Origin of the sequence: Paenibacillus sp. FSL R5-0473, assembly GCF_038004565.1 — a bacterium.
Classification (GTDB): Bacteria; Bacillota; Bacilli; order Paenibacillales; family Paenibacillaceae; genus Paenibacillus; species Paenibacillus amylolyticus.
Map to the genome: position 1 here is coordinate 4,716,617 of NZ_JBBORL010000001.1, position 25,466 is coordinate 4,742,082.

The following is a 25,466-nucleotide window of genomic DNA, read 5'->3' on the forward strand; positions in this document are numbered from 1 at the left end:
CTAATCTGGAGGGATTGATGGTCTATTATCGAGGATAACGTTGGTCAACAGTATCCTTGCAATGGTGCTGACCGATACAGCGTTTATATATTGAATAAATACAAATGATTACTTTCTTCCCGCAACCCACTGCATTCCCCAATCATGAGCCTCGTCCAACGCCTGATGCCCATTATAGAACTGCACGATTCGTTCAATACTGAATGTCTCATTGTTCACATTGCGTAACATCGCGATGCCACACATGCCAAGCGGGCTCCCGTATTCATTCATTCGGACAATGATATCCGGGCCGTCCTTCTGTTGGATGGTTACCACACCGTCTACTTGAGACCAGTTGGCCACACCACCATAAATATAGGTGAATACCAAGATGCGCTCAATTTCCGAGATACGGGCACCATTAATCCGCAGATTCTCTCCCGTCTTAACCGATCCCGTCCGGTCATCCCCATCCAGTGCAATATAAGGGAAACGATTCAGTGAACCAAACGTCTGTCCCAATGCCTGAATCACATCTCGTGTACCATCCTTCATCTCGAACAGGCAGCCCAAGTCCAGATCCACACTCTTGCTGCGACCAAATAACCCTTTGCTACCCTGTTGATTCCAGTTCAGGTTAATCAGGATTTCACCAAGTCCCCCCGCATTTTTCTTGAGGTTAATGGTGTCGCCCTTCTTCTTCAATTCAATTTTGCTGAAATTGATCGAATTCACAGGAGCAGGCGTCGGTTCTGGTGCGGGCGCCGGTGGTCGTGGAGTCGGTACAGCTGTCGGAGGAACGGTTGAAGTCGTTGGTGCAGGGTCCGATCCACCATCCACATCCACACCAAAGTTAGCGCAGAGTGCATTCAAACCACCTGCAAAACCTGATCCTATCGCATTGAACTTCCATTCTCCGTTATGGCGATACAATTCACCGATGACAATCGCGGTCTCCACTGTAAAACCGCTTCCCAGATCATATCTCATCACTTCCTGACCTGTAGCTGCATTGGCAAACCGTAGAAAACCATGCTGAACCTGTCCAAAATGATGGCGTCGTGCTTCACCGTCATGAATCGTCAGGCTGAAGGCGATTTTCTCAATTCGGGCAGGGATTTTGCCAAGATCAATAGCGAATTGTTTCTTCTCGCCACCAACCTGTCCACCATCCATGTACGTGATGAATGAGGTAGAGGGCTGATTATAAAAGATAAAATCCTCATCTCCAGCCACTTTATTGTCTGAACCCAGAAGGAATGCTGATGTGTCCAGCTCTACACCCGAGGCTGCCTCCCAACCGATGCCTACCGTTAGACGGGACAAGCCCGGATTGGTTTTAGTCAGATCACTCTTCTGGCCTTTCACGACAGAAATCGCCATAGCAGATTCACCTTTCTATGCCAAGTTATTGTGCATCCAGTCCGTAATTTTTGCATAAAGCAGATAGTCCACCTGTGAAGCCACTGCCTACCGCCTGGAATTTCCAGTCTGCACCTGCACGGTAGAACTCACAGAACACCACAGCTGTTTCTGTGGAATAGTCCTCTCCGAGGTCGAAACGAAGCACTTCCCGATCACTTGCAGCATCTACAACACGAACAAAAGCATTGGAGACTTGTCCAAAATTCTGCCCTCGTCCATCTCCATCATAGATGGTTACCGTAATACCGATCCGGTGAATGTGCGCAGGGATTTTGCTGAAGTCAACAACAACTTGTTCATCATCGCCGTCACCCTCACCCGTACGATTGTCACCGGTATGTGTCACTGAACCCGCACCGCCGCTTGGATTGTTGTAAAAAACAAAGTCATCCGTACCTTTGGCTTTTCCATCTTCGTACAACAAAAAAGCCGAGGCGTCCAGGTCAAAGTCGACTCCACCACTATATTTGTTTGTATCCCAACCCAAACCAACCACCACACGGGTAAGGCCCGGATTCGTCTTAGTCAGGTCAATACGTTGTCCTTTGGCAAGACTGATTGTCATTTGTTTTTCCACCTTTCCAAAATATGTGATTAAATGAAAAGGAGAACCGTCCAGGAGACGGTTCTTCCCATCCTGTAAGTCGTACTGTACGTCCTATTGCAAACCGTAGTCGCGTGTCAATCCAACCAATCCATCTTGGTAACCACTACCGATGGCACTGAACTTCCACTCGCCGCTATGACGATACAATTCACCAACAACTACACCTGTTTCGATGGAGAAGTCTTCTCCCAGGTCGAAACGAATCAGTTCTTCGCTGTTTGCTTCGTTGACGATTCGTACATAAGCACGGGAGACTTGTCCGAAGTTCTGGCTACGTTCTGTAGCTTCGTAGATCGTAATAGAGAATGCAATTTTCTCTACATTTGCGGGTACGTTAGGCAGGTCGATATTGATCTGCTCGTCATCACCATCGCCATCTCCTGTACGGTTGTCACCGGTGTGAACAACAGAACCATTTTCATTTTGTGGATTGTTGAAGAAGATGAAGTTTTTCTCGCCTTCTACTTTACCGTTTGCATTGGCACAGAATACCGATACATCCAGGTCAAAGTCTTTTCCGCCATCATACTTATTGGTATCCCAGCCCAAGCCTACTGTGATTTTTGTCAAACCTGGGTTCGTTTTAGTCAGATCGATTTTTTGACCTTTAGAGAGATTAATTGCCATCGTATGATCATCCTCGCTTATTTAAGTGTATTGTAGTTATCGTGACATATGAATATCAGGATTATTGTCGATTTAGGTTAAATCTTATACTTAGGAGTACCTGCGAGCGAGTTCGTTGATATGTACCGCATGGGAACCCTCTCCAATTGCCGAGAATTTCCATTCGCCTCCATGACGATACAATTCTCCACAGATCAACGCTGTTGAACCTGTGTAGTTATCGGATAGATTGAACTTCACGAGCTCACTGGAATTTTTACCATCCAGAATACGAATATAAGCCTTCTCTATCATGCCAAAATCTTGCTTGCGATTGACACAATCGTAGATATTAACAACGATTAATACTTTATGAACATCAGCAGGAATACGGGACAGATCCATTTTGATCTGTTCATCGTCACCGTCTCCCTGTCCTGTTAAATTGTCACCTGAGTGGATAACCGAACCACATGCACTTTGCTTGTTGTGGAAGCAAACCAGGTTGGAGTCCTTAACCAACTTGCCTTCTTCATTCAACATGATCGCCGATGCATCACAATCGATATCCGCTTGTTTTTTTCTTCCGAAGAACCCTTTGGCAGTTACCGGGTCCCAACCGAGACCAGCAATCACCTGCGTAAGTCCTGCATTGCCTTTGGTTAAATCAATCTTCTGTCCTTTGACCAAATTAATGCTTGCCACTGATTTTCACCTCCCTTCACATGTAAAATATCTACTCTACTTAGAGATTGAATTCACCAGGGTTCAGTCCAAGTACATTGCAGATCTCGGCAACGACTCTTTTCTCCTGATCATCAAAGTTGCCGTCCGCTGAACCAATTGCACTGCATACGCCCACAATAACGCGTCCTACATCTGGCTTACCTTTGAATTTCCCAATGGCCTTCAGCGCTTCCTGCTTCCCGATCTCTGGAGAGAACTCAAAGTTCGCGACATAGTGATTAAAGCGTGTAATCACTTCAGCCATATCGAATACTTTCAATTCCTGACTCAGGTTGATATAACCGGCCATCTTGTTCTTTTCCGCTTCGTCAATGGAACCATCTGCAAAAGCAACCAGTGCACAGCCTGCAACCACGGCATCCATAAAATCTTTATTTTTAAACTTTTTGACTTGCTCTTCAAGTCCTTGTTTTGTTGAATTTAACCAGCTTTTAAATGAACTCATACTCAACCTCCAATAGTTTCAACCTGATGTTCCATACATTCTTTTCAAGATTTTTCAGTAACTTTCATGTCTACATCATGTTGAATATAAGTTAAATTATTCCTTAACTATACTCTGAAATACGGCAATTTTCTACATTAAAAAACAATTAATACCTTATGATACGCATCGTTCTGGATATAGTTTCAAGCGAGATGCGAGAACTTTCTATTCACTTCATTTTTCAGGCAAATATTCCCCTATTTGAAGCCCAAACATAAAAAGGCTCTGATCAGGGGATCAGAGCGCTTATTTCTACCAACACCAAAATTATAAATTTTATGAATGATTTGAATCCTTGAATTCACTCTGCTTTTTCAAAATCAGCCTGTTGTTGTTCATAGATTTCATAGAAGTCGTCCCAGACTAGTACATTATCCTTTTCCTTGCTCCACCAGTTTTTGTACCATGCTTCAATCTCCGGACCACCGCCTTGCTCCCACTTCTGTTGTGCTTCCGTTGCAGCCTGTTCGATCGTATATTTGCTTCCGCCAATGATGGAACGGGTAAAGATATCGTTGATCGCTGTTGTCACATTGGTCAACTTCACCTGAAGCTCCTTGGGTAGCTGCGGCATATGTTCTGAATGGGTAACACCCTCTCCTACCGGAAGATCCGTCATGTATACCTCACGCGCTTCCTTGAATAGTCGAAGTCCTTCCTTCTGCGACGGGATCTCTTCGCTGAACAGCATTTCTGTGTACCCGCATTTGCCTTCCTCCAGACGGCTGTACAACATGGCGTAATCGCCTGCCCAGCTGATCTCCTGCTTATATTTCTCCTGATCCGAGATTCGCGGACAGCCTTGATCGTTCAGCGTATAATGCGTGTTTTCAAATCCATTTTTGAAGGTTCGACCTGACTCTATTTTGGTCAGAAAATCGATATATTGCATAACTGCTTCCGGATTTTTGGCTCGTGCATTCACAGCTGCAGTCATCTGAACCGGGTTATTCCACACCATCGTGTGCTGTCCTACGGACGTGGTTGGCAGAGCGATGACCTTTAATTTGGCTTCAGGAACATTCTGCATCAGTGTATCCAGTTCCTTCGCTGCAAACCCGGTATAATCCGAAGTCATGGCTGCGTACATACCGATTTTGCCATTCAGGAAATCCTGCTTCGCCTTGGCCCCATCCTTGTCGGTCAATAAGTCCTTATCCACCACTCCTGCTTCATATAATGCACGTTTGAATGCCGTGGCTTCTTTCATGTTGTTGGGACCAACCACCATCTCCCCGTCCTCCACATTCACCCAGTTGGCGTTGTACATATAGCGGAACAGCCCCGCTGTATCGCCGAACTGGAATCCACCGATGCCGTATGTATCCTTAGCTCCGTTTCCATCGGGATCATTCTCCGTGAAGGCCTTGGCTACCGCCAGCATCTCTTCCTCATTAGTCGGTACCTCCAGATTCAACTTTTCCAACCAGTCTTCCCGAATGAAAAAGCTCGTTAGTGGAAACACCTCGTTCATACGTCCCACTTCATAGAGCTTACCATCGCTTTTGATGCCAGCCTTCTTGAGCTGGGGATATTTCTCCATCAAGGCTTTGTATTCCACACTCGAGTTCTCGATCAACTCATCCAGTGGCATCAGCTGTTTTTGATTAAACAGTGTGTTACGGATGGGCGTACCGAATTCAAAAATGATATCCGGTGCACTGCCAGAAGCGAATAATACGTTAAGTTTCGACTGGGATTCCCAGCGGGGAACTGCAGTATATTTTACATTAGCCGGGCCATTCTCGTTAATCCACTTGGACCACATATTATCTTCGATCGTACCCATGCCGCTTGGGACCGCGCCCCGATCATAGATCGTTGACGTGATGTTCCCTCTGTTGCCTTCGCCTTCCGCCTGTTCGCTACCGTTACCTCCTGTACATCCCGCCAGCAAACCACCGATCAAGCCCAGCACGAGACCCGACTTCATCCATGCCTTCATCGTTAACGCCATAGATAAGACCCTCTTTCTCTCCTGTAATATGAACCCATGCGGGTTAACCCACAGCCTGCTTTAACCCTTAATTGACCCAAGCATGACCCCTTTAACGAAGTACTTCTGCAAGAACGGATACACTGCCAAAATGGGTATGACCATCACAATGACAGCTGCTGCCCGGATGCCTTCCGGGGTCAGATTCGATATCATCGTTGGATCGGTAAAATCCTGTACATTCAGATTGGACATAATCATATTTTGGACGAGCACGGTCATGTTGTATTTGGACGTATCATTGATATAAATCATCACACTCATGAACGAATTCCAGTAACCCACGCCGTAAAAGAGAGCAATAGTCGCCAGCAAAGGTTTGGATAATGGCAACACGATTCGGAACAAAAGCCCCAGTTCACCACAACCATCGATGCGCGCAGCCTCGTCCACTTCCCCCGGCAGATTTTCAAAATAAGATCGCATAATCAGCATGTTGTACGTGCTCACCAGGCCCGGTAGCCAAAGCGCGCCGTAACTGTTCACAAGACCGAGATTTTGCACGACCAAATAAGTCGGGATGAGTCCACCGTTAAAAATCATCGTGAACACCATCGCCATCGTAAAGAAGCGCCGGTGATAAAAATGTCTACGTGACAGCGGATATGCCGCCATAATCGTCACCGCCATGCTGAGCCCTGTACCGATCAATGTGATCTCCACACTGTTCCAGAATGCATTCAGAATCGGTGTTCCCGTAATTAGGCTGTGATAGGAGAACCAGGTGAAATCGACGGGCCATAACCCCACTTGACCTGAAACAACCGCTCTTGCATCACTAAATGACAAGGCAACAATGTTCAGTAAGGGCAGGATACAGCTGACGGCAACCAATGACAACAATACATAATTGATTAGATAAAAGACTTTTTCTCCTTTGGTTTTTCTCATGCTGTTCTCCCTCCCTACCACAAACCTTCGTTAAATCGACGCGCGATATAATTTGCACTGAAAATGAGGATAAATGCAACCAGTGATTCGAACAATCCCATCGCCGTTGTCAGGCTGAACTGTGCTCCCTGAAGACCGGTGCGGTAGATATACGTACTGATTACATCCGCTATCTCATTGACATTGGAATTCTGAAGCATATACACCTGGTCGAATCCGACCTCCATCACCCGCCCCATCGACAGAATAAGCAGGAGAATAATGGTGGAGCGTATACCCGGAAGGGTGACATGCCAGATCTGGCGCATTTTGCTGGCCCCATCCATCTGTGCAGCCTCGTATTGGCTCGGATCAATGGTCGTTAGTGCCGCAAGAAAAATGATGGCATTGAAGCCCATATCCTTCCAGATCCCTGAGCCAACAAACACCGCAACCCACGAACCCTTGTTGTACATGAACGGATAAGGTGCTCCCGTCCAGGCCTCGACCCAGCGGTTGACGATCCCATTTTCCAAAGAGAAAACCGTCATGATCATCATCGCAATGATGACCCAGGAAAAGAAGTGTGGCATATAGACCACCGTCTGCACCGTTCGCTTAAAGGCCATGTTTCGCACTTCATTCAGCATAATGGCCAGAATGATCGGAATGGGAAACCCGATAATGATGCTTAACAGACTGAGGAACAAGGTGTTGCGAATAATCTCCACCGTGCGCGGATCACTGAACAGCGTCTGAAAATGCTGAAAGCCCACCCATGGACTGTTCCACAGCCCATCATAGAAGTTGTAATCCTTAAAGGCCATGACCAGCCCTCCGATGGGTGCATAACGAAAGGTAAGGTAGAACATAATCACCGGAACAAACATCAAGATTAACGGTATATTCATCTTGAATCGTCGAAGCCGCTGCTGCCGAATCCGATGCTTCATTTCACTGTCCGGCGGTTGTAATCCAGACGGCGGACCTGCGGTCAGTTCCCCCTTCACATCCATCACTCCTCTCTGCTGTTGATGTACTATAGTTGTATTTTAGATAAAAATGTAAGCGTAAACATTTGTTATTTAACGATCCTTTTATAATTTTCTACGCAAAAATAACCCCACATGGTGGGGTTGCCCTTGGAAACGAACAGATATTAAGAAAAGGCTTCTATTTAATTGTGACAGTGCAGAAGTTCAAGGGGGATTGCTACCGGGCACTTCACTTGGCTACTTGCTTGCGATATTCGCGGGGCGATACCCCCGTCATCTGTTTGAATACGGTTGTAAAATAACTGGAGTTATCGAACCCGGTCAGTTCCGCGATATCTGCCATGCTCTGCCGAGTGCTGTGCAGCAGCAGCTTCGCCTTATCAATTCGACGCTTGCTGACATATTGGCTGAAGCCTTGTCCTGTTTCTTTTTTGAACAAATGGCTCAAGTAGTTGGGTGTCACATGAACATGGGCAGCCACGGCCTGCAACGTGCATGTGCTGGAATAGTTCATTTCAATATACTGTATAACACGTGTAACGACATGATCCTGCTGTTCCTGAGTTAGCCGCATCAGCATATCCACCCACTCTTCGCTCTTGCATCTGGCCCAAGCGATGACTTCAGGTATGGTATGAATCCAGAGTAGTGGATCTGGGGCAGTTGAGTCCATACCACCGGATTCCTGAGGCTGAAGCTGTTGTACCAGTAAGTCCATCATGACCTTCATAAGCATATGAATCTCCGCTTTGCCTTGTGACAAGCTCATCCCGGACGCTTCTTCTAGCAACATCTCGATCCGATTCATTATCGATCCGAATTGATGGTGGAGCAGCAACAAAGTCAGTTCCTCTCGCAGTCTCTCGGTACGGTCCACCTGGCTGTATTGTTCCCTGATCCGAATGTCGGACTGTTTTCGGCGATATCGTTCATGTGCCTTTTGTAACACCTGACATGCTTCATCGAGCGAGAACGGCTTTAACAAAAATTCAATTGCTCCATATCGGATGGCACGCTGTGCATATTCGAACTCACGATAACCTGTCAAAATGATAATCATAATGTCCAGTCCACTCTCGTGTATGCGTTCAGCCAAATCTAGACCATCCATCACAGGCATGTTGATGTCCGTAATGATCAGATCAGGTGTGTAGCTGTGTACAGCCTGTATCGCTTCTTCTCCATCGGCCGCTTCCCCAACGACCTCCCAACCGAGGGGGTTATTGCGAACCAGATGAATCAGACCCTGACGAAATAATGCTTCATCATCCACTACAAGCATACGTCCATTCAACAGAACCTACTCCTCTCAGTCACCTGAATTTCCCGGCATGAGTCCTCACCGATCTGATAAGGCAAACGAAGACGTACTAGCGTACCCTCTCCCACAGTCGACTCGATCTGTACACCGTAGGGTTCACCGTGAATCAACTCAATTCTTCGAAGTACACTCCGCATGCCAATGTGCTGACGTTCCTCATCTGCATGTGCCACTGGCGTCATAATGCGTTCAATGACCGATGCGTGCATGCCGCATCCGTTATCTGAAATTTCAATGATGAGCAGATCCGGCTCTCCTTCATGCCCGGTATGCCGCGAGCCACGAATTTCCAGATGGCGGTTGTTCCTTTTGTCCGAGAAGGCATGAACAAAAACATTCTCCACGATGGGCTGAAGCAACAGCCGGATCACCTGACAGCGAAACAATTCAGCAGGAACGGCAATCTCAATCGACAAGGCTTCCTGATACCGGGCCTGCTGAATCTGCAGGTAGTGATCTATTTGCTTCATCTCATCCTGCACGGTCGTCAGTTGCTGCACAGGTTCCAGCGTATACTGCAGCATCTCGGACAAGGCAGTGACCAGGCGAGCCGATTTCTCATCACCAAGCATATAGAACTTCCAGAAAAACATGCTCAAGGTGTTATACAGAAAATGGGGATTCAGCTGGGCCTGAATAGCTTTGAGTTCAGCTTCTTTTTCACTGAGTTCGCGCTCGTACACTTCATGTATAAGCGTATCAATCCGGGAAGCCATTGCATTGAATCGTTCACCGATGAAACCGAGCTCATCCCGTGTCTCGATCCGTACCCGTGTATCGAACTGTCCATCACGCACTCTTTTCATCGCGTTGACTAGACTCGCAAGTGGACGCAACAGTCTGCCGCTAATTACGGTAATGATGAACCAGGAGCATAATATGCTGGCTACCGCAGAGAACACAGCAACTTTTACAATAATCTTTCCCTTGTTCTGAATCTGAGCCAGTGAGACCTTGCTGACCAGGGTGAAGCCCGCTTTGTCTGACGTTTGCTTCGTATACAATTGGGTTGTTCCCTGCTCGTCCCTGATCTCCGTCGCCCCTAGGCTTAGCTCGGTAAGTGGTGGTGGATCCGCATCCTGATTATGAAAGGCATAAAGAAGCTCACCATTTGCGTCAAACAAGTAGACAGCAACTTCCTCATTCAGCCGTAGATCTTTGAGATACGATTCGAACAACGAGGTGTTAAACAGAATTAGCATGACACCATAGGTCTCCAGATCAACAGACCGCATTAATCGTCCCGCCAGAATCCAATTGGATTGTTCCTCCTGCAAGAAAGCATCCGGCCCCAAACGATTCCAACCATATTCGCCGCCCGTTCCTTCCAGTCTATGAACCATCTCTGCTAGATAGGAAGGATCCATCTGTTGAAATGAGCCCGCAAAGGCTCCGAGATTAAATATGTTATCCTTCAGGTCATATATGCGGAGTCCCATGATCTCCGGTGCATCCAGCCTTACCTGATACAACTGATCATCCAGTTCATCTTCCAGCTTCATCTGATCATAGGACGAGATGCCAGAGGTCTGTGCTTTGATGGCATTTTTTACGGAGGGATTCAGTGTGATATAATCGGTGACTTTATACATGTCGTGTACCCTCGAATCCAGACGTGCAAGAATCTGCTCTGCGGTAAGACTATACTGGCGACTGACCTCTTCATTGAACAGGTCGATATGGATGCGATAGGTGATCAACCCTGTGATTCCGGAGATTAAGACCGTTGCGGTAGATAAAAACAAGATTAGCTTCGTTTTAAATTTAAAGCGTTTACAAAAGTTCATCCACCACATCTTTCACACACCTCACCTATATTCCGTACATGTCTTACTCCTAAAAACATATCATACACCTCTTGGAAAAAACCAGAAAAACCCTGACCCCGCTTCAATCGGTAGTCAGAGTTTGAAGGCATGTGATCCAGACATGTTACCGGGATGATCCAGATTAACTCTGGATCACGGCATTTTTATTCCCCGTAAATCTCTTTGATCCGTTCTTCCTCATTGGTAGACAACAGAACATTAAGCAACCCTATGGCATTATTGGCATCAGTCCTCGTCGTCTTGTACATCTCGGCAAACGCCGCTTCATCCTGCTCCGGGTCCATCGCAGCAAGCTTGCCCCATGACGTGCGTGCTTTGTCGTATAGCGTACTCAACGTAATGTCACGCGGATGCTGTGCAACAGGTGCCATGGATTCAAATTTCGCTGTGACCCTGAAGAAATCCATCGAATCCTGGAATGATGTACTGCTATAATCCTTATTTTTCATCGCATCCTCAGTAATTAGCAGACCTTCACGGGCGATAAACAGTGTTTTCACCATGGCACGCTCCAGATTGGTTGCTTCTTCCCAAGTTATATAAGATTCATCAGGTGCTTGTACGGTTGTGAAAAATGGAAAGGCATCATCAATTAACCGCTGCGAATCGGAATGAATTGGAACCTCTGCATTCATGTCCACAACGGCATCACTATAGTTGGCCACATTAATATTTTTGGAACCTTCCTCACTAACCCGACGCACCGGATGATCATTCAGGGGAATACGGATATAACCGAGTTTATCCGCATACTGCTGCTTCAACTCTTCCAATGTGGAGTCCTTTCCAATCTTACCGTCGTCCGTTGAAGAAGATTCGTCTGTAGTTGAACCTGTCTCCTCACTCTCATTCGAACCGGTTGCTGCGGTTTCTGTTACAGCAGCATTCGAGCTGCTTGTTTCTGATGAAGCAACTTCTGTACCGGAAGCAGACTCCGGCGATGACGTCTCTTTCGCTCCGCCACCACAAGCTGTCAGAATCGCTGTCAAACCAAGCATAACTGTGAACGTCTTTATCGTATAATTCCATTTCATCGTATATCTTCCCCTATCGTATGTATATTCCTGAGAACCATTAACCTCTGCTCCAAGACTTGAACACCTGCTTACAAAAATATCCTTTCATATAACATGCTTGATTCACACAATTGGACATGGTCTACATTCTATCATAAGTTAAAAATCGGTTGTATACGACGATATACCTGTGTCTAAAGCCTTTTACTACTCGCACATTAACTACCACCGCAACACAAAACACTGCCGCCCGTATGGACAACAGTGTTCGTAAAGCGTAATTATTTGATCCCTTTAGCCTTCTCCATATGCTCTGACCGAATCTGAGGATCGGTGGAATTGACCGAAGATAACAGAGCGTAGATCGCCTGGATATCCTTCTCTTGAAATACGGTTTCGGGAACCTCTGTCTCAAGTCGTTCTGTCTTGCGTTGAATCGTTTCCACCAATTCATGATCATAGATGATTAGTTCATCCGAATTCACATATCTCACAGCAGGATCAACACTGATGCGGCAACGGTTCGTGAAGGTCACCATGGAGACGAGACGTACTCTTTTGTAGTCTCCGAGGTGTGCATGGATGGCTTCCACATGTGCACGATGCTGCATGAGTGGATTGTACATTTTGACCCGACTGCTGCTGACTGACCAATTGGCCTCTCTTCTTCCGCCGCGAATCTCACCTGTTGTCAGATTTCGGGTTTCGATCACGAAGATTGCCCGAGGACCGATTACGACATGATCAATCTGCGAATAACCGGAGCGTGACTTCGGATTGGTAACGAGCAGGTCGTTCAGCACTTTATATTGACTTGGAAGACCTATCAGCTGATCTGCTGTACTAGGCTCCTCCGGCTGGCGTGTCCAATCCCCTTCCGCCTTTTTCTTGCGCTTACTACGGACCATACGCGGGGGAATGGTTGTCGTTGATGGCAACGCTGAAGCGGAGGCTGTAATCTGGTTCGCAAGCTCTGGTTGTGTCTTGAACAGAGACAGGATTTTCTTGAACATGGGCAAGCTCCGTTCTATTATAGTGTGGGTTACGGGTGACCATTACAGGAGGAATAACATCCTTTGACACATTCATTATGTAAACTTCTATTACTTATGTCGGATAAAGCGGGGTAAAAATAAAGGGAAAACGATCAAAATCTCTCCAATACGCAAAGTACATATGAACATTTAACCAATTTCGTGACTTTAGACGCATAAACAAGCCGCAAAATTGAAAAAAAACAGCGCAACCCTTTCCTGAATAGAAAAAGAATACGCTGCTGTTCTCTTGGTTGTTAAGCCTGAAGATAATAGGTGTAGAGCACCTGAGTACCCTTCTCTTCCAGCCCATTATTCGCTATTTCCTGATACAGGGACTCGGCCAGGGCCAACCCAGGCGTTTTCATGCCCATCGCTTTTGCAGACTCCAGTGCAATTCCCATGTCTTTGATAAAATGTTTCACATAGAATCCAGGCTCATAATCGCCTGCGATCATGCGCGGACCGAGATTGCTGAGCGACCAGCTTCCGGCTGCACCGGTAGCAATGCTCTTCAGCACGGTCTCCGCGTCCAGACCAGACGTCTTGGCATAGGCAAGTGCTTCGCATACACCCATCATGCCAGAGGCAATGGCAATCTGGTTGCACATTTTGGTATGCTGCCCGGCTCCCGCCTTGCCTTGCAGCACAATGTTGGTGCCCATCTGCTCAAACAGCGGACGCACGGCTTCAAAGGCCTCCGAACTACCACCAACCATAATGGACAGCTTCGCGTTCTGCGCTCCGATATCACCGCCCGACACAGGCGCGTCCAGTGCATGCAGTCCTTTGGCTTCCGCAGCTTCAAAGATTCGTGCAGCCAGTAGCGGACTGGATGTTGTCATATCAATCAGATATGAACCCGGTTTGGCATTGGCTACGAGACCATCCTTACCGAGATAGATCTCCTCTACATCTTTCGGATACCCCACCATTGTGATGATGACATCACACGCAGCTGCCAGTTTGCCTGGTGTGTCATGCCATACGGCACCTTCTTTCACCAACGCTTCCGCTTTGGCAGCAGTTCGTGTGTACACATGCAGCGGATATCCCGCTTGCTGGATGTGCCCAGCCATGCTTTTACCCATCACGCCTGTACCAATAAAGCCAACTTTTGTCTCTCCAGGTGTCTTCGTCGTATTTGTCATCGCCGGTTTCCTCCCTATTTCTCTATACTTCGCTCAGTGCTTGTCTTCGGACATTGCTATATCTGTATGTTAAAGCTTTCTGTCTGGCTCGTCCATCTCGTTTGCCGCTTTCTGTGAAAAAATCTGAAAAAGGAATCAACTTCCTGTATGCTGTACAACCTAACGGAAACTTCCTTCATTGGAAAGGAGGATTCGCATGAGTCGTGAAAAAGGTCAAATTACCATCTGGTTATCCTTTTCCATCATTTTATTAAGTGCCGGACTAGTCTGCCATGTCTTGTCCATTCCAGCAATTCTCGAAGCTGGCGGCAGAGACGGATGGTTGTCTGTCGTGGCGGCTGCCCCTTTTTTCATGTTGTTTCTATGTATGATGTATATCATCATTCGGCGAGTACGTGGACAGCGATTAACAGATTGGATTACGCGAGAATTCGGGGCGGTCCCTTCCTGGATCTTCCGGATCTCCGCTTCTATTCTGCTATTCACGCTTGGCACGCATACGTTGTATGAGACAACCAACTGGACCGTATCCACGTATCTTCAATTCACACCTCCCTATGTTCTGGCAGGTGGCGGAGCACTGGTTGCTGCGTGGGCAGCGGCTAAAGGCATACGCTCCATTGCGATGACTTCCAGTCTGCTGCTGCCCTTTGTCATTTTGCTAGGTTATTTTGTAATGTCCGCCAATATGAAATATAAAGACTACAGTCTATTGTTCCCGATTATGGAGAACGGTATGGGTCCCGTGTGGCGGGGCATGATCTACTCTCTTGCCGGACTTATGGAAATCTGGATTCTTATGTTGTTCCAACATGAAGTCAAAGGCAAAATTCGTTGGTGGTATGTTCTAATCCTCGGCGTGTTTATGCTCAGTATGGCGATCGGACCAACCATCGGGGCCATCGTGGAATTCGGTCCTGAAGAAGCAGCCAAACAACGAAACAGTCCCTATGAACAATGGAAACTTGTGAATATCGGCAAGCTGCTGCAACACGTTGATTTTCTGTCCATCTATCAGTGGCTCAGTGGTTCCTTTGCAAGGGTCGCCATATCCATGTATCTCATCGTGGATCTGCTAAATTTCCGCAGACCGAAGAAACGATATATCGCGATTCTCACCATTACCGTCATCATGAGCTTCATGGCGATGCAATGGTGGCGCATTGATTACGTCGACTATTACGTGGATCATATTCAGTTCCCGGTCATGCTGGCCTATGTCTCAATCGTTACCGTGATATTAACCATTGCTGCATTAATCCATAAAAAGGACAAGGAGGCTCCCGATCATGCCGATCTCAACCCAGCCCAAGAATAATCCTGACGTTGAACCGTTCCGAATGAACGAGCATAACCTGAATACCTTTTTTGCCGGATCTGATGATGTCATCATCAATAGTCATATGATCGGAGAACCTCCGATGCAACTTCTTATGACCTATTGCAGCGGTATGGTAGATAGTGAAGCGATCTACGATATTATTCTCCCGGAACTCAAACGAACATATGAAAATACACACTTTATCCGTACATCCGACATTGAAAAGTGCATCAGCCTGGATTGGACCCGAATGGATCTGCAAGATCCGGCATTTGGAACTGAACTGATGTCTCTCCGTGTTTTTGAAGGCCATATGTTGATCTGTATTCCTTCCCTGCAAACCATGTGGAGTATTGATATATCTAACATCCCTACTCGAACACCGGAGGAATCGACCACCGAAGTTTCGATCCGCGGGGCAAGAGATGGATTCATTGAACCACTCGCCGTAAATGTTGCCTTGATACGCACCCGTCTGCGTACGAACCAACTGGCCTGCAATATCGAACTGATCGGTACACGTTCTGCAACCAAGGTGGCATTGATGTATATCAAGAATATCGCCAATCCGGAGCTGATCGAAGACGTCCAGGATCGGTTGCGTAAGATTGAGACGGAACGCATCTTGACCGCCAATGAACTGGAAGAATTGCTGTCGCCTTCGAAGATTACTTTGTTTCCCGTCACCCATTATACGGGCAGGCCTGACTTTGCTGCAGAATGTCTCCTGAATGGACGTTTTATCCTCATTGTAGACGGTAATCCCAGCGCCATTATTGGGCCAGTCAATCTGTTTCTTTTGCTCAAATCACCGGAGGATGCAAGCTTTCCCTTCTTGCCTGTGAACGTAGGACGGATGCTGCGCTTTCTTGGCCTGATGATCACCGTATTCCTGCCTGGCTTTTATATTGCGCTGACATCCTTTCATATGGATCAGATCCCCTTTCCTCTAGTCGCGACGATATCGGTTGGACGCATGGGACTTCCAATGGAATCGGGAGTGGAGATGTTTCTCATTATGCTGCTAATGGAGCTGTTCCGAGAGGCGGGGGTACGTTTACCAAGTGCCATCGGCCAGACATTAACGGTCGTTGGCGGTTTGATCATCGGGGATTCCGCCATTCGAGCCGGCATGGTCTCTCCCCTCATGATTGTCATCATTGCAGTTACCGTCGTAGCTGGTGCAACCATTGTGAATCAGGTCATGACCAGTTCTGTGCTGATCCTGCGGTTCCTTTGTTTTGTCCTGGGGGCATCCCTCGGCATCTATGGGTTCATCCTGTCGTTGATTCTGTTCCTCATCTACCTGACCGATCTCAAATCATTTGGCATTCCGTATCTCACGCCGTTAACACCGCTTCATTTCAAACAAGCGATAGCTTCATTATTCAAACTGCCTAAGGGGTTAGGTAAACGAAGACCCGTCTATCTTGAGACTCAAGAACCGCGTAAGAAAGGAAACGGACGATGAAACACTTGTTACAGCGATGTTTGCTGGGTCTGTTAAGCCTATCGATGTGCGTGATGACAAGTGGATGCTGGAGTGCCTTTGAGATTCAACAGGTGGACTACGCCAAAGCCTTTGGCATTGATTATAAGGACGGCATGTATCACCTGTATGTACAAACACTAGATTTTGCGAGTGTCGCGAAGAGTGAGAGTTCAACCAAAAGTGCAGATACACCGCCTGTATGGGTCGGACATGCCGAAGGGAAAACCATGAGTCTGGCGCTGAACGAACTGTTCCGTACAGCTCAATTACACATGGCTTGGGGGCATGTGACAGCCATCGTTATGGCCGAAGGTGTGCTGACTAGCAAACACATCAAAGAAGTGTTCGACATGCTGGGACGATTTCCAGAATCCCGTTATACAACCTGGGTGTATGGAACACGAGAGCCTCTGGAGAAAATCCTGAGTGCAACGTCCATCTATAATATGTCGCCACTGGACAGCATTCTTCACAATCCGCTCCCCACATACATGGAAGAATCGTTGTACCCGCCTGTGCTCAGCTTTAAACTCATTGCAACACATAATGATCCCGCTACCACGACGTATCTGCCGAGTCTTGCATTGAATGATACCCAGTGGGCTGAGAATGAGAAGAAACATGATTTGTTTCTGGTGGAAGGGGCCTTTTTCGAGAAGACTGGCTATGACTTTGAATACTTTCCACGCAGTCAGCTTCCCGGTTATCACTGGCTAATTAAAGACATGCGGCGGGCCCCTCTACTTGTCCAGAAGGATGGAACGATCTACGGGGCGCTCAGTGTAGGATTACCAAAGATCAAAATTAAACCTGTCATTCAGGGTGAAGACGTTACGTTCAACATTGATGCCCACTACCTCACTGCCCTGTACGAATACCTGGTGCCCACCTCGTATGAAGAGATGATCCAGATTAGTGAAGTGAAGTTGCGGGAGCAGATCATGCAGACCTATCGTCACGGCCTTGAGCGTGGTGTGGATATTTACGGTCTTCAGGAGAAGCTGTATCGCAAAAATCCAAAGCTCTGGCGTAAGTTATCCAACAACGGGAGCAAGATGATGCTTACGGAAGACTCGATTAAGGATCTGAAAATCCACCTCACGATCCCGTATACTGGGAAATATAAACGGAAAGTGTAGCAAGAATGTGAAACACCCCTTGTCCGGTTTAGAGCCGGATAAGGGGTGTTTGTGTAGATGGAGGTAGTTCGTTTGCAATTCGAATCATGCGGAACTATGACTGCGAATTTTCCATTCCATAAGCCAGCCTGCTTCCTAATCCTCACTATCGAGAGATGAGTAGATGACGTGCCCTTCGTCGTTCAATCCTTTTATGTCCCATATCATCTCGTGAATCGGCTGCTGGATTACCGCATACCACAACCTGCCGTTGGATTGATTGGAAGACGATTTCACGATTTCCGCTTCCAACCGTGAAGATGCCAGATTTGGTTTGTAGCGAATATGCACCTGGGTAATGTCAGCATCGTGGAGATACCCGTATACAATATAGATCATTTTGCCTTTAGACTCCTCGTATCCTGATATATGAGAAGAAAGCGGCTCGACCGGATTATCCTGCAGACCACCGCCTATTCTGGCCAGTTCGGAGAACCACATCTTTTGCTGGATCAAAGCAGGAGTCAGGTTATTCGTAGTGAGATCCTGATATAAAACCAATTGTGTTCGCGGTTCAAAAGTTGTAACTAGCTTTACCTGTTCTGGGGAAATACCTTTTTCGCTTAAGATTGTGTCGATGTCCTGCGGACCACAAGAGCGTATCAAAAACAGAGCGACCAATACAAAGAACAACACGTACGCTACGCGTTTACGGTTGCTTGTCTTGGGCATAGATTAACCTCTCCTTAAAATTGAATCTCTATAAACAATTAATTATCGTAGAAATGGTATGGCAGATAGTGCTGCCCCGAAGTAATTTACCAGCATCCATGCAGCGATCCATAACAATGGCAACTGCATGATCCAGTAAGGAAAGATGTATCTTTTCTCATGGTAAGAAACCCATCCCGAAACCAAGGCCGCAATAACACAGAGTGGGTATGACATCAGTATATTGCCCTCCAAACGACTTGCCACCTGATACTCAGAAGGAGTGGGTGCAGCGAGCGACATTCCCATGGAAAATGCGATCAACGGCCAGATCAGTAATGTCAGACCATATATTAAGGTGAAAATCATGATATATAAAAAACTTCTTTCTTTACTTCTTGTTATATCTTTGCTCAACAATTGAACTCTCTCCCATGCGTTCATTTTATTTTAAAAAAACGGCCAACGGCCGCCTATTCTCTACTAACTTTCACTTCTTATAATAATGCATCACCCGCAACCGAGTAGTCAGGATTAAGGTCTGAGGAATGAGCACAAAGACAATATACATAAGTACAATTAACCATAGATGTGCCGCAAAATGTTCTGCACCGAACGATGGTTTCGGACGTTCAATCCAATACCACCAACACGGGATGGCAATAATCCATGTCAATCCTGTCGAGAGGAACAAGTCTTTCACATCGCTCCACAGAAAGCAGAACACCGCGACGAACAAAATAGGACCTGTCCAAGAATCCAATATCGGTCCCCAGCTCTGGAAGACAAAGATAATGGCAGGATATAGAAGATTGATGGTCCAGCGCCATATGTTATTAGTATACAGATTCATTATTTTCCACCTCGCTACGTACCGTTGCAATTTCACGTGAAAATACAGGCTACAAAAATTTGCGAAGATATGTACTCTCGATTTTAAAAGGTTATTCAACTACATACTGGGAATGAAATGAAAAGAAGAAGCATGATTTTGGATATTATTGCTCATACTACCTTCAGGAAATTATCGAAGGAGTGACAGCATGAGGTTAAAAAGTATCATCGCCGTTGGAGCCGTGTTAACCTGCTCATCTCTGTTATGGGGCTGTGGCAATGGCACTGCGAATAATGCATCACAGCAAAAGAATAACACCGTTCGATCGGAGAGTTGGAGCGATCCCAAACGACTGGAAGCTTCCCATCTTGAGGCGCTTGAACGTATGGAGAAAGACCATATTCACCGAATGGTCTCGCTTAGCGCAAGTACAGATGGAGACAAAGTGATGACCACACTTGAACGGTCGAGTCAAAAGTTGGAGGAAATGAGACCGCTCGCCGAAATGCTCCAGCATGAGGGACATCCGGCATTATTACAGCGAATCCAGGACATGTCCGGTGATATCCAAGGTTCCAAATCCGTCATTGCTGAGATGAAAAGTTTGCCTCAGGACGGCAAAATTAAGATTCAGTCCGAGAATTCTGATTCCTTGCATCACATCAGCAGCTTCAGTGATTACCACCAGTACATTCAGGGACAAGTGCAATCCTTAGACGGTAAATCTACGCAAATGTCCCACTAACCCTAAAGATAGCTCAGAGAATCGTTACAGTCGGAATACGATAATCCGATGGTTAACGGTTCTTTTTATTAACTTCATATTGTTATCCCTCTTCTCTACAGCTTCATTCCACCCACAACGATACCCAGATGAACATGCTAAACAGCAAGACTGGTGCAAGTGCGCCTGTGGCTAAGATGATCCAAAGTGTCGCGGGTTTGATCCTTTGGCAGTATGCATCGACTTTGCGCATCCGATCTTTACGCCATTTGGCGAACCTGAGCTGTCTGACCATCCGACTCAGAACTATTTGCCGCTGCTCGCCCTCGTCGAATTCATCGATCGCACGCCGCAACTCCTCGTATAATTGAGCCTCATCCTGACCAGCCACTGTAGGTGTAATCATCTGACCCTTCCTCCCATATGAACAATATTGAGATATAGCCTCTCACCTATTCAGACCATCATCAGTACGCCTGTATTCTAGGTAAATACCCACCTAACTAAACCACTATATAAATAACACATTACGGACCTTCAAAGTTTGAATTTTTTTAAAAAAATGGACAATCTAAAAAGCCCGGGCATAGCCCGGACTTCGTTGAATCATGCTAGAACTATTGATCTGACTGCGTTTAGCCCGCGTTAGCGATCAATGCATTCAGACACACTGCACCCTGTGCACGCACATTAACGACGATAATCGGCGTTTCCAGCATGTCGTGCATCCATGACATATACTCTTCTACTTTTTCGTTCGGAAGGATCGTCAGAATAACCCCTGCGAATCCACCACCATGAATACGACAAGCGCCATCACCCAGGTTTTGCAGATAATTCTCGGTCAGTGCCAGCGCGATGCCAATCTCCTGTTCCTTCACAGCACCACTCTGATATACATTCTGCAACCACTTCCATGACGAGTTACCGGACGCCGTGATCAGTTTCAAGAAATCAGCAAAACGTCCATCACGCAATGCCTGAACTTGACCATCGACACGATTGTTTTCTTCCAGGAAATGAAGCGCACGCAACACGGCACGATCGCCAGCAGCTTCACGAACCTTCTTGAGGTTGGCGTAGATTGCGTCAGCTGTAATTTCCCGAACATACTCACTGCCGAGCGCCTGAGCAACCGCTCTCATCTCATATGGCACAGCAGCGTAATCTTCCGTCAGATCGGCGTGGTTACCGCCCGTATTCACAATGACCAATGAGTAGCCGTTTTGTTGGAAATCCCACTGAACAGGCTCGATAACAGGCTGTGCAGGATTTTCAAAATCAATAGCAATGAGTCCGCCGTACGCACAAGCCATCTGATCCAGCAGACCCGAAGGTTTGTTCCAATAGTGATTCTCCGCATACTGACCGATTTTGGCCAAGGTCACAACATCCAGTGCTCCATCGTTATAGAAATGATTCAAAATCGTACAGATCAGCATCTCAAATGACGCCGAGGAACTCACCCCAGATGCTGAGAACACGTTACTGGAGAGGTACGCCTGGAAGCCGCCTACCTTATATCCGAATTCTCCAAATCCTGCAGCCATACCGCGAATCAATGCTGTTGTGCCATCGTCTTCCGTATTTGGTTTAAGATTCGTGAGATCGATTACATATTTCTTGTCATAGCCTTCTGAGTAAAACGTAATAACGGAATCCGCAGTTGGTGCAGCCACTGCAATCGTATCCAGCGTGATGCTGCCCGCCAGCACTTTACCATGGTTATGATCCGTGTGGTTGCCGCCAATCTCGCTGCGTCCTGATGCGCTGAACAACTTGCTTCCTTCTTGCGCGCCAAAGTACTCTTCGAACGTTGCGTTCAGCTTTGTGTAACGTGCAGTCTGTACCTCTACTTGTGATTGTCCATACATTTGGGCAAGCAACGCTTGGCCCTCCGTGGATTGGATCAGATTCAATGGTTGTGTCGTCATTCATAATCCTCCTATGGATATGCAGCTTTTATTTTTGACTGTTGGTGAACATGGTTGTCGCGTCTGTTTCATACCTTCTTCCTCTCCCATTATCTCAGCTTCGTAGCGGAAAAGGTAGGGTAGAATTGAAAGTTTGTAAGCGTTTTGTGAAGTTATTAGTTGTAAAAATAGGATTGAAAACCATTTTAGAATAACTTAAATTTGGTTTAAGTGAAAACACATTATTTTCCAACCTCAATGTTACTATGCTATACATCTTATTGGCGGAGGGAACGATGAAAATCAAGTCGAATTATACCAAGTTATTTGGTGCATTTTCTCTTACATTTTTGGGTGATGGACTTACGCTTGCTGCGGTTCCTTGGCTCATATCAACACTAACGAGCGATACGCTCTATGCCTCTGTCACCATGACGGCACTTCGTTTACCCTGGCTGCTATTCAGTCTGCCCGTGGGTGTTCTCATCGACCGATACTCACGCAAACATATGCTGATTGGGGCAGGCTTTACGCGAATGATCCTTCTGCTTGTCCTGACGGTATGTATCTGGGGAGGATGGGTGAGCATTCCGATTCTGGCACTGTTCATGTTTGGGATTGGCCTGAGCCGAGTTGTATTCGACAGTACAGTGCAGACGGTCATCCCTCAACTAGTAGATGAAAGTAAATTGGAAAAAGCCAATGGGCAGTTCACCGCCGGACAGTTAATCACAAGTGATATTCTGGGCGTTGCTCTGGGAGGGTTTATCATAACCCTGCATATTGTTTTTCCTTTTGCCATAGACGCTGTAACGGCTGTTATTGCTCTGCTCTTTTTGATCAGTTTGAAAGGAAACTTCTACCCCAGAGATACGGAAACAACCAAGAAGGAAGTTCGCCCGATGAAGAATTGGAAACGTGAGATGTGGTCCGGTATTCAATATGTCTATCATGATCGTTTTCTCCGCGGACTAGCCATTCTATCCGTCACCGTTACGCTGATGTATTCGATCATTCTGGCTACTCAGATTTTCTTTGTACGAGATGTGCTTCAGTTGGATGCTTTTGCATTTGGTATCCTCATCTCCATTGCAACAATCGGCAGCATTGTAGGGAGCCAGGCTGTTGCTTATATGCGTAAGAAATGGAGTACAAAACAATTGATTATCTCCTCCATTTTGTGCATGGGAATCATCTACGGTGTGGTGGGTCTAACTACAAATGCATATATGGTAGGCGGACTGTACTTCTGTGCTGCATTTTTCATTATTGTCTACAATGTTACCCGTTCCTCCATCCTGCAACGTTCCGTTCCTAATGAGATGCTTGGCCGGGTCGGAAGTGTGTTTCGCTTTTTGTCCTTTGGCATCAGTGCCATTGGTACGCTTCTCGGCGGATTATTGGTGCGGGTTAGTGAATCGACATTTGATCGTGTATTCTCGCTGCAACTCCCTTATCTCTTGTTAAGCCTGATCTATATCCTGTCTGCTCTGATATTCGCAATGAAGATGCAGAATCATTCAGAGAGCCAGCAGCGTAACATCAACGCTTGACTGTTACGTTAGGTCATACTTGATAATGATCTCAAGCTTACATGAAGGAGAGATTAAGGATGAAGATTACCGCGTTACGTTCAGATCAAATCTATGAGGAGATCATCCAGGCTGCACCCGATGAGAAATTGGAGTTATACCGCGAGCGAATGATGAGTCCATTCATGAACAAATGGAACATTCAACAGATCCCGTTTCGCTCTCAAGAACCTCACGGCTTTGACGTGATCATGATGAATAACTTTATGAATATCGCTCCAGCAGATATTACACCTGAGATTAACGAATCGTTAGCAACGATTTCGTCTGAAGCATTTTGGCAACAGTGTCATGAAGCTGTCCGTACGAGTCTATCCACCTTTACAGATCACGGGATTGAGCTATCGGTCTTCGAATATCTATATACGATTTTATTAGGCGACAAGAACAGTCCTTCACTCACCATGAACGAAGGCATCAGCGGAGATGGTGGAATCCCGGGTTATATTATTGCGAACCTGATCCCCAATAGATATACTCTACCTCGTATGCAATCCGTGTTAGCCCATGAATGCAATCATAACGTAAGGTATCAATATATCCAGTGGAATCCACAGATTACGCTTGGGGAAATGGTTGTTAGTGAGGGGTTGGCCGAGAGCTTTGCGACATCCCTGTATGGAGAAGAGTTGCTAGGCCCCTGGGTAGCTAAAACGGATATGGAGACTTTGAATAAAGTAATTAAACCAAAGATAAAAGATCAGCTGTATGTCACCGGTTTTGACCAAATTAATCCGTATCTATACGGCGATGAACTTGCCATCATGCAAAACTTCACGCCCGTAGGTATGCCCTATGCGGCTGGCTATTCTTGCGGTTATCACTTAATTCAATATTATCTGAACAAAACAGGTACACCGATTACCGAAGCAACCATCACTCCGGCAAGTGTCATCCTTGCTGAAACAAAGGAATTTTGGAATGAAGACACCCTATTTCACCGTTAAAGATATCATTCAGATTACTGGCATCACCAAACGCGCATTACATTATTATGATAAAACGGATCTATTGAAACCGAGCAAAGTCGAGGACAACGGCTATCGCTATTACGATCAAGAGGCACTCGGGAATCTGCAGATGATTCTGTTGTTCAAAGAAATGAATTTCTCATTAAAAGACATTGCGGCCATGATGCAACTTTCCAAAGAAGAACAAAAAGATATCCTAAGAGAGCACCGCAGCACACTCGTTCAACGCAAACAAAAGCTCGAAACCATCATCCATCAATTGGATGAGTATGTAGATGGGAAAGATATCTCTCATCTTCATCTGTTTGACGACTCTTCCATTCTGCCCATCCAAGAACAATATGAATCCGAGGCGAAGTTTGTATATGGAGATACCGAGAAATATCAGGAATTCGAAGCTAATGTGAGCCAGCTGTCTGTGGAAGAACAAGAAAAAGCCTACCAGCAGTTCTCGGTCAACATGGAGCAGGTATTTCGGGAGTTGGCGAAACATCAGGATCTGTCCCCTGCTTCTCGTGAGGTCCAAGCGTTAGTGCGTAAATGGAAGAGTTGTCTGGAACAGTTTATGGTCTGTGATGATGAGATTCTGAGATGTATCGCGGAGACCTATACGACGGATCGTCGCTATGCGGGTTATTTTGATCAGTTTGGTGATGAGGATTTTTTGAGGTTTTTGTATCAAGCGATTATGGTTTATGTGGAGGGTGGGGAAAGGTGATTTTG

General features: G+C 46.3%; 25 protein-coding genes. 7 read left to right on the forward strand and 18 right to left on the reverse strand.

Annotated features, from left to right (window positions below):
• Nucleotides 1-108: 108 nt before the first annotated feature.
• From MKY28_RS20775 to MKY28_RS20835, 13 genes are all read right to left on the reverse strand, one after another.
• Nucleotides 109-1,365: a TerD family protein gene (locus MKY28_RS20775; RefSeq protein ID WP_340936861.1), complete on the reverse strand. Its 1,257-nt coding sequence runs from the start codon at nt 1,363-1,365 to the stop codon at nt 109-111.
• Nucleotides 1,366-1,390: 25 nt separating this feature from the next.
• Nucleotides 1,391-1,972: a TerD family protein gene (locus tag MKY28_RS20780; RefSeq protein WP_036606267.1), complete on the reverse strand. Its 582-nt coding sequence runs from the start codon at nt 1,970-1,972 to the stop codon at nt 1,391-1,393.
• A gap of 93 nt (nt 1,973-2,065) precedes the next feature.
• Complete coding sequence (locus MKY28_RS20785; protein ID WP_036606264.1) at nt 2,066-2,641, reverse strand: TerD family protein; 576 nt, start codon at nt 2,639-2,641, stop codon at nt 2,066-2,068.
• A gap of 90 nt (nt 2,642-2,731) precedes the next feature.
• Nucleotides 2,732-3,325 (reverse strand): TerD family protein, encoded by a 594-nt coding sequence (locus tag MKY28_RS20790; protein ID WP_091015803.1) that lies wholly within the window; start codon nt 3,323-3,325, stop codon nt 2,732-2,734.
• A gap of 40 nt (nt 3,326-3,365) precedes the next feature.
• Nucleotides 3,366-3,812 (reverse strand): tellurite resistance TerB family protein, encoded by a 447-nt coding sequence (locus tag MKY28_RS20795; protein WP_091015805.1) that lies wholly within the window; start codon nt 3,810-3,812, stop codon nt 3,366-3,368.
• Between the two features lie 343 nt (nt 3,813-4,155).
• Complete coding sequence (locus tag MKY28_RS20800; RefSeq protein ID WP_340936862.1) at nt 4,156-5,799, reverse strand: extracellular solute-binding protein; 1,644 nt, start codon at nt 5,797-5,799, stop codon at nt 4,156-4,158.
• A 72-nt stretch (nt 5,800-5,871) separates the two neighbouring features.
• Nucleotides 5,872-6,741 (reverse strand): carbohydrate ABC transporter permease, encoded by an 870-nt coding sequence (locus tag MKY28_RS20805; RefSeq protein ID WP_036606256.1) that lies wholly within the window; start codon nt 6,739-6,741, stop codon nt 5,872-5,874.
• A gap of 14 nt (nt 6,742-6,755) precedes the next feature.
• Nucleotides 6,756-7,673, reverse strand: a complete 918-nt coding sequence (locus MKY28_RS20810) for an ABC transporter permease (RefSeq protein WP_047844113.1) — start codon at nt 7,671-7,673, stop codon at nt 6,756-6,758.
• Nucleotides 7,674-7,944: 271 nt separating this feature from the next.
• Complete coding sequence (locus MKY28_RS20815) at nt 7,945-9,009, reverse strand: response regulator transcription factor (RefSeq protein ID WP_340936863.1); 1,065 nt, start codon at nt 9,007-9,009, stop codon at nt 7,945-7,947.
• A complete protein-coding gene (locus tag MKY28_RS20820; RefSeq protein ID WP_340936864.1) occupies nt 9,006-10,781 on the reverse strand; it encodes a cache domain-containing sensor histidine kinase in 1,776 nt (591 codons plus the stop codon). Before MKY28_RS20820 ends, MKY28_RS20815 begins: the two co-directional genes overlap by 4 nt.
• A 227-nt stretch (nt 10,782-11,008) precedes the next feature.
• On the reverse strand, nt 11,009-11,899 hold the full coding sequence (locus tag MKY28_RS20825) for a hypothetical protein (RefSeq protein WP_339197423.1): 891 nt from the start codon (nt 11,897-11,899) through the stop codon (nt 11,009-11,011).
• 263 nt (nt 11,900-12,162) lie between these two features.
• Complete coding sequence (locus tag MKY28_RS20830) at nt 12,163-12,894, reverse strand: nuclease-related domain-containing protein (RefSeq protein WP_017690394.1); 732 nt, start codon at nt 12,892-12,894, stop codon at nt 12,163-12,165.
• Between the two features lie 278 nt (nt 12,895-13,172).
• Entirely contained in the window at nt 13,173-14,066 is an 894-nt protein-coding gene (locus MKY28_RS20835; RefSeq protein WP_100526557.1) for an NAD(P)-dependent oxidoreductase, read from the reverse strand.
• Nucleotides 14,067-14,262: 196 nt separating this feature from the next.
• On the opposite strand from MKY28_RS20835, the gene MKY28_RS20840 reads away from it, so the two are divergent.
• From MKY28_RS20840 to MKY28_RS20850, 3 genes are read left to right on the forward strand one after another with little or no spacing between them, the layout of a single operon-like run.
• Nucleotides 14,263-15,384, forward strand: coding sequence for a GerAB/ArcD/ProY family transporter (locus MKY28_RS20840; protein ID WP_339197420.1), 1,122 nt, complete (start codon nt 14,263-14,265; stop codon nt 15,382-15,384).
• Complete coding sequence (locus tag MKY28_RS20845; protein ID WP_091034427.1) at nt 15,356-16,858, forward strand: spore germination protein; 1,503 nt, start codon at nt 15,356-15,358, stop codon at nt 16,856-16,858. The genes MKY28_RS20840 and MKY28_RS20845 overlap by 29 nt, the downstream gene beginning before the upstream one ends.
• On the forward strand, nt 16,855-18,018 hold the full coding sequence (locus tag MKY28_RS20850; RefSeq protein WP_339197414.1) for a Ger(x)C family spore germination protein: 1,164 nt from the start codon (nt 16,855-16,857) through the stop codon (nt 18,016-18,018). The genes MKY28_RS20845 and MKY28_RS20850 overlap by 4 nt, the downstream gene beginning before the upstream one ends.
• Before the next feature lie 135 nt (nt 18,019-18,153).
• Here the strand turns inward: MKY28_RS20850 and MKY28_RS20855 are convergent, their stop codons facing one another.
• From MKY28_RS20855 to MKY28_RS20865, 3 genes are all read right to left on the reverse strand, one after another.
• Nucleotides 18,154-18,729 (reverse strand): hypothetical protein, encoded by a 576-nt coding sequence (locus MKY28_RS20855; RefSeq protein WP_339197411.1) that lies wholly within the window; start codon nt 18,727-18,729, stop codon nt 18,154-18,156.
• Nucleotides 18,730-18,771: 42 nt separating this feature from the next.
• Complete coding sequence (locus MKY28_RS20860) at nt 18,772-19,077, reverse strand: hypothetical protein (protein WP_339197408.1); 306 nt, start codon at nt 19,075-19,077, stop codon at nt 18,772-18,774.
• 121 nt (nt 19,078-19,198) lie between these two features.
• A complete protein-coding gene (locus tag MKY28_RS20865; RefSeq protein WP_047841793.1) occupies nt 19,199-19,561 on the reverse strand; it encodes a hypothetical protein in 363 nt (120 codons plus the stop codon).
• Between the two features lie 190 nt (nt 19,562-19,751).
• Here MKY28_RS20865 and MKY28_RS20870 point away from each other — a divergent pair, with 190 nt between their 5' ends.
• Nucleotides 19,752-20,288, forward strand: coding sequence for a hypothetical protein (locus MKY28_RS20870; RefSeq protein WP_340936866.1), 537 nt, complete (start codon nt 19,752-19,754; stop codon nt 20,286-20,288).
• Between the two features lie 103 nt (nt 20,289-20,391).
• Here the strand turns inward: MKY28_RS20870 and MKY28_RS20875 are convergent, their stop codons facing one another.
• Together MKY28_RS20875 and MKY28_RS20880 are read right to left on the reverse strand one after the other, a co-directional pair.
• Nucleotides 20,392-20,673, reverse strand: a complete 282-nt coding sequence (locus MKY28_RS20875) for a hypothetical protein (protein ID WP_339197401.1) — start codon at nt 20,671-20,673, stop codon at nt 20,392-20,394.
• A 229-nt stretch (nt 20,674-20,902) separates the two neighbouring features.
• On the reverse strand, nt 20,903-22,201 hold the full coding sequence (locus MKY28_RS20880; protein ID WP_339197399.1) for a galactokinase: 1,299 nt from the start codon (nt 22,199-22,201) through the stop codon (nt 20,903-20,905).
• Nucleotides 22,202-22,476: 275 nt separating this feature from the next.
• Here MKY28_RS20880 and MKY28_RS20885 point away from each other — a divergent pair, with 275 nt between their 5' ends.
• The 3 genes from MKY28_RS20885 to MKY28_RS20895 are packed head-to-tail and all read left to right on the forward strand — an operon-like array spanning nt 22,477 to nt 25,461.
• Nucleotides 22,477-23,733: an MFS transporter gene (locus MKY28_RS20885; protein WP_340936867.1), complete on the forward strand. Its 1,257-nt coding sequence runs from the start codon at nt 22,477-22,479 to the stop codon at nt 23,731-23,733.
• A gap of 59 nt (nt 23,734-23,792) precedes the next feature.
• Nucleotides 23,793-24,719, forward strand: a complete 927-nt coding sequence (locus tag MKY28_RS20890; protein WP_340936869.1) for a DUF2268 domain-containing protein — start codon at nt 23,793-23,795, stop codon at nt 24,717-24,719.
• A complete protein-coding gene (locus MKY28_RS20895) occupies nt 24,694-25,461 on the forward strand; it encodes a MerR family transcriptional regulator (protein ID WP_340936871.1) in 768 nt (255 codons plus the stop codon). Before MKY28_RS20890 ends, MKY28_RS20895 begins: the two co-directional genes overlap by 26 nt.
• Nucleotides 25,462-25,466 lie beyond the last annotated feature (5 nt).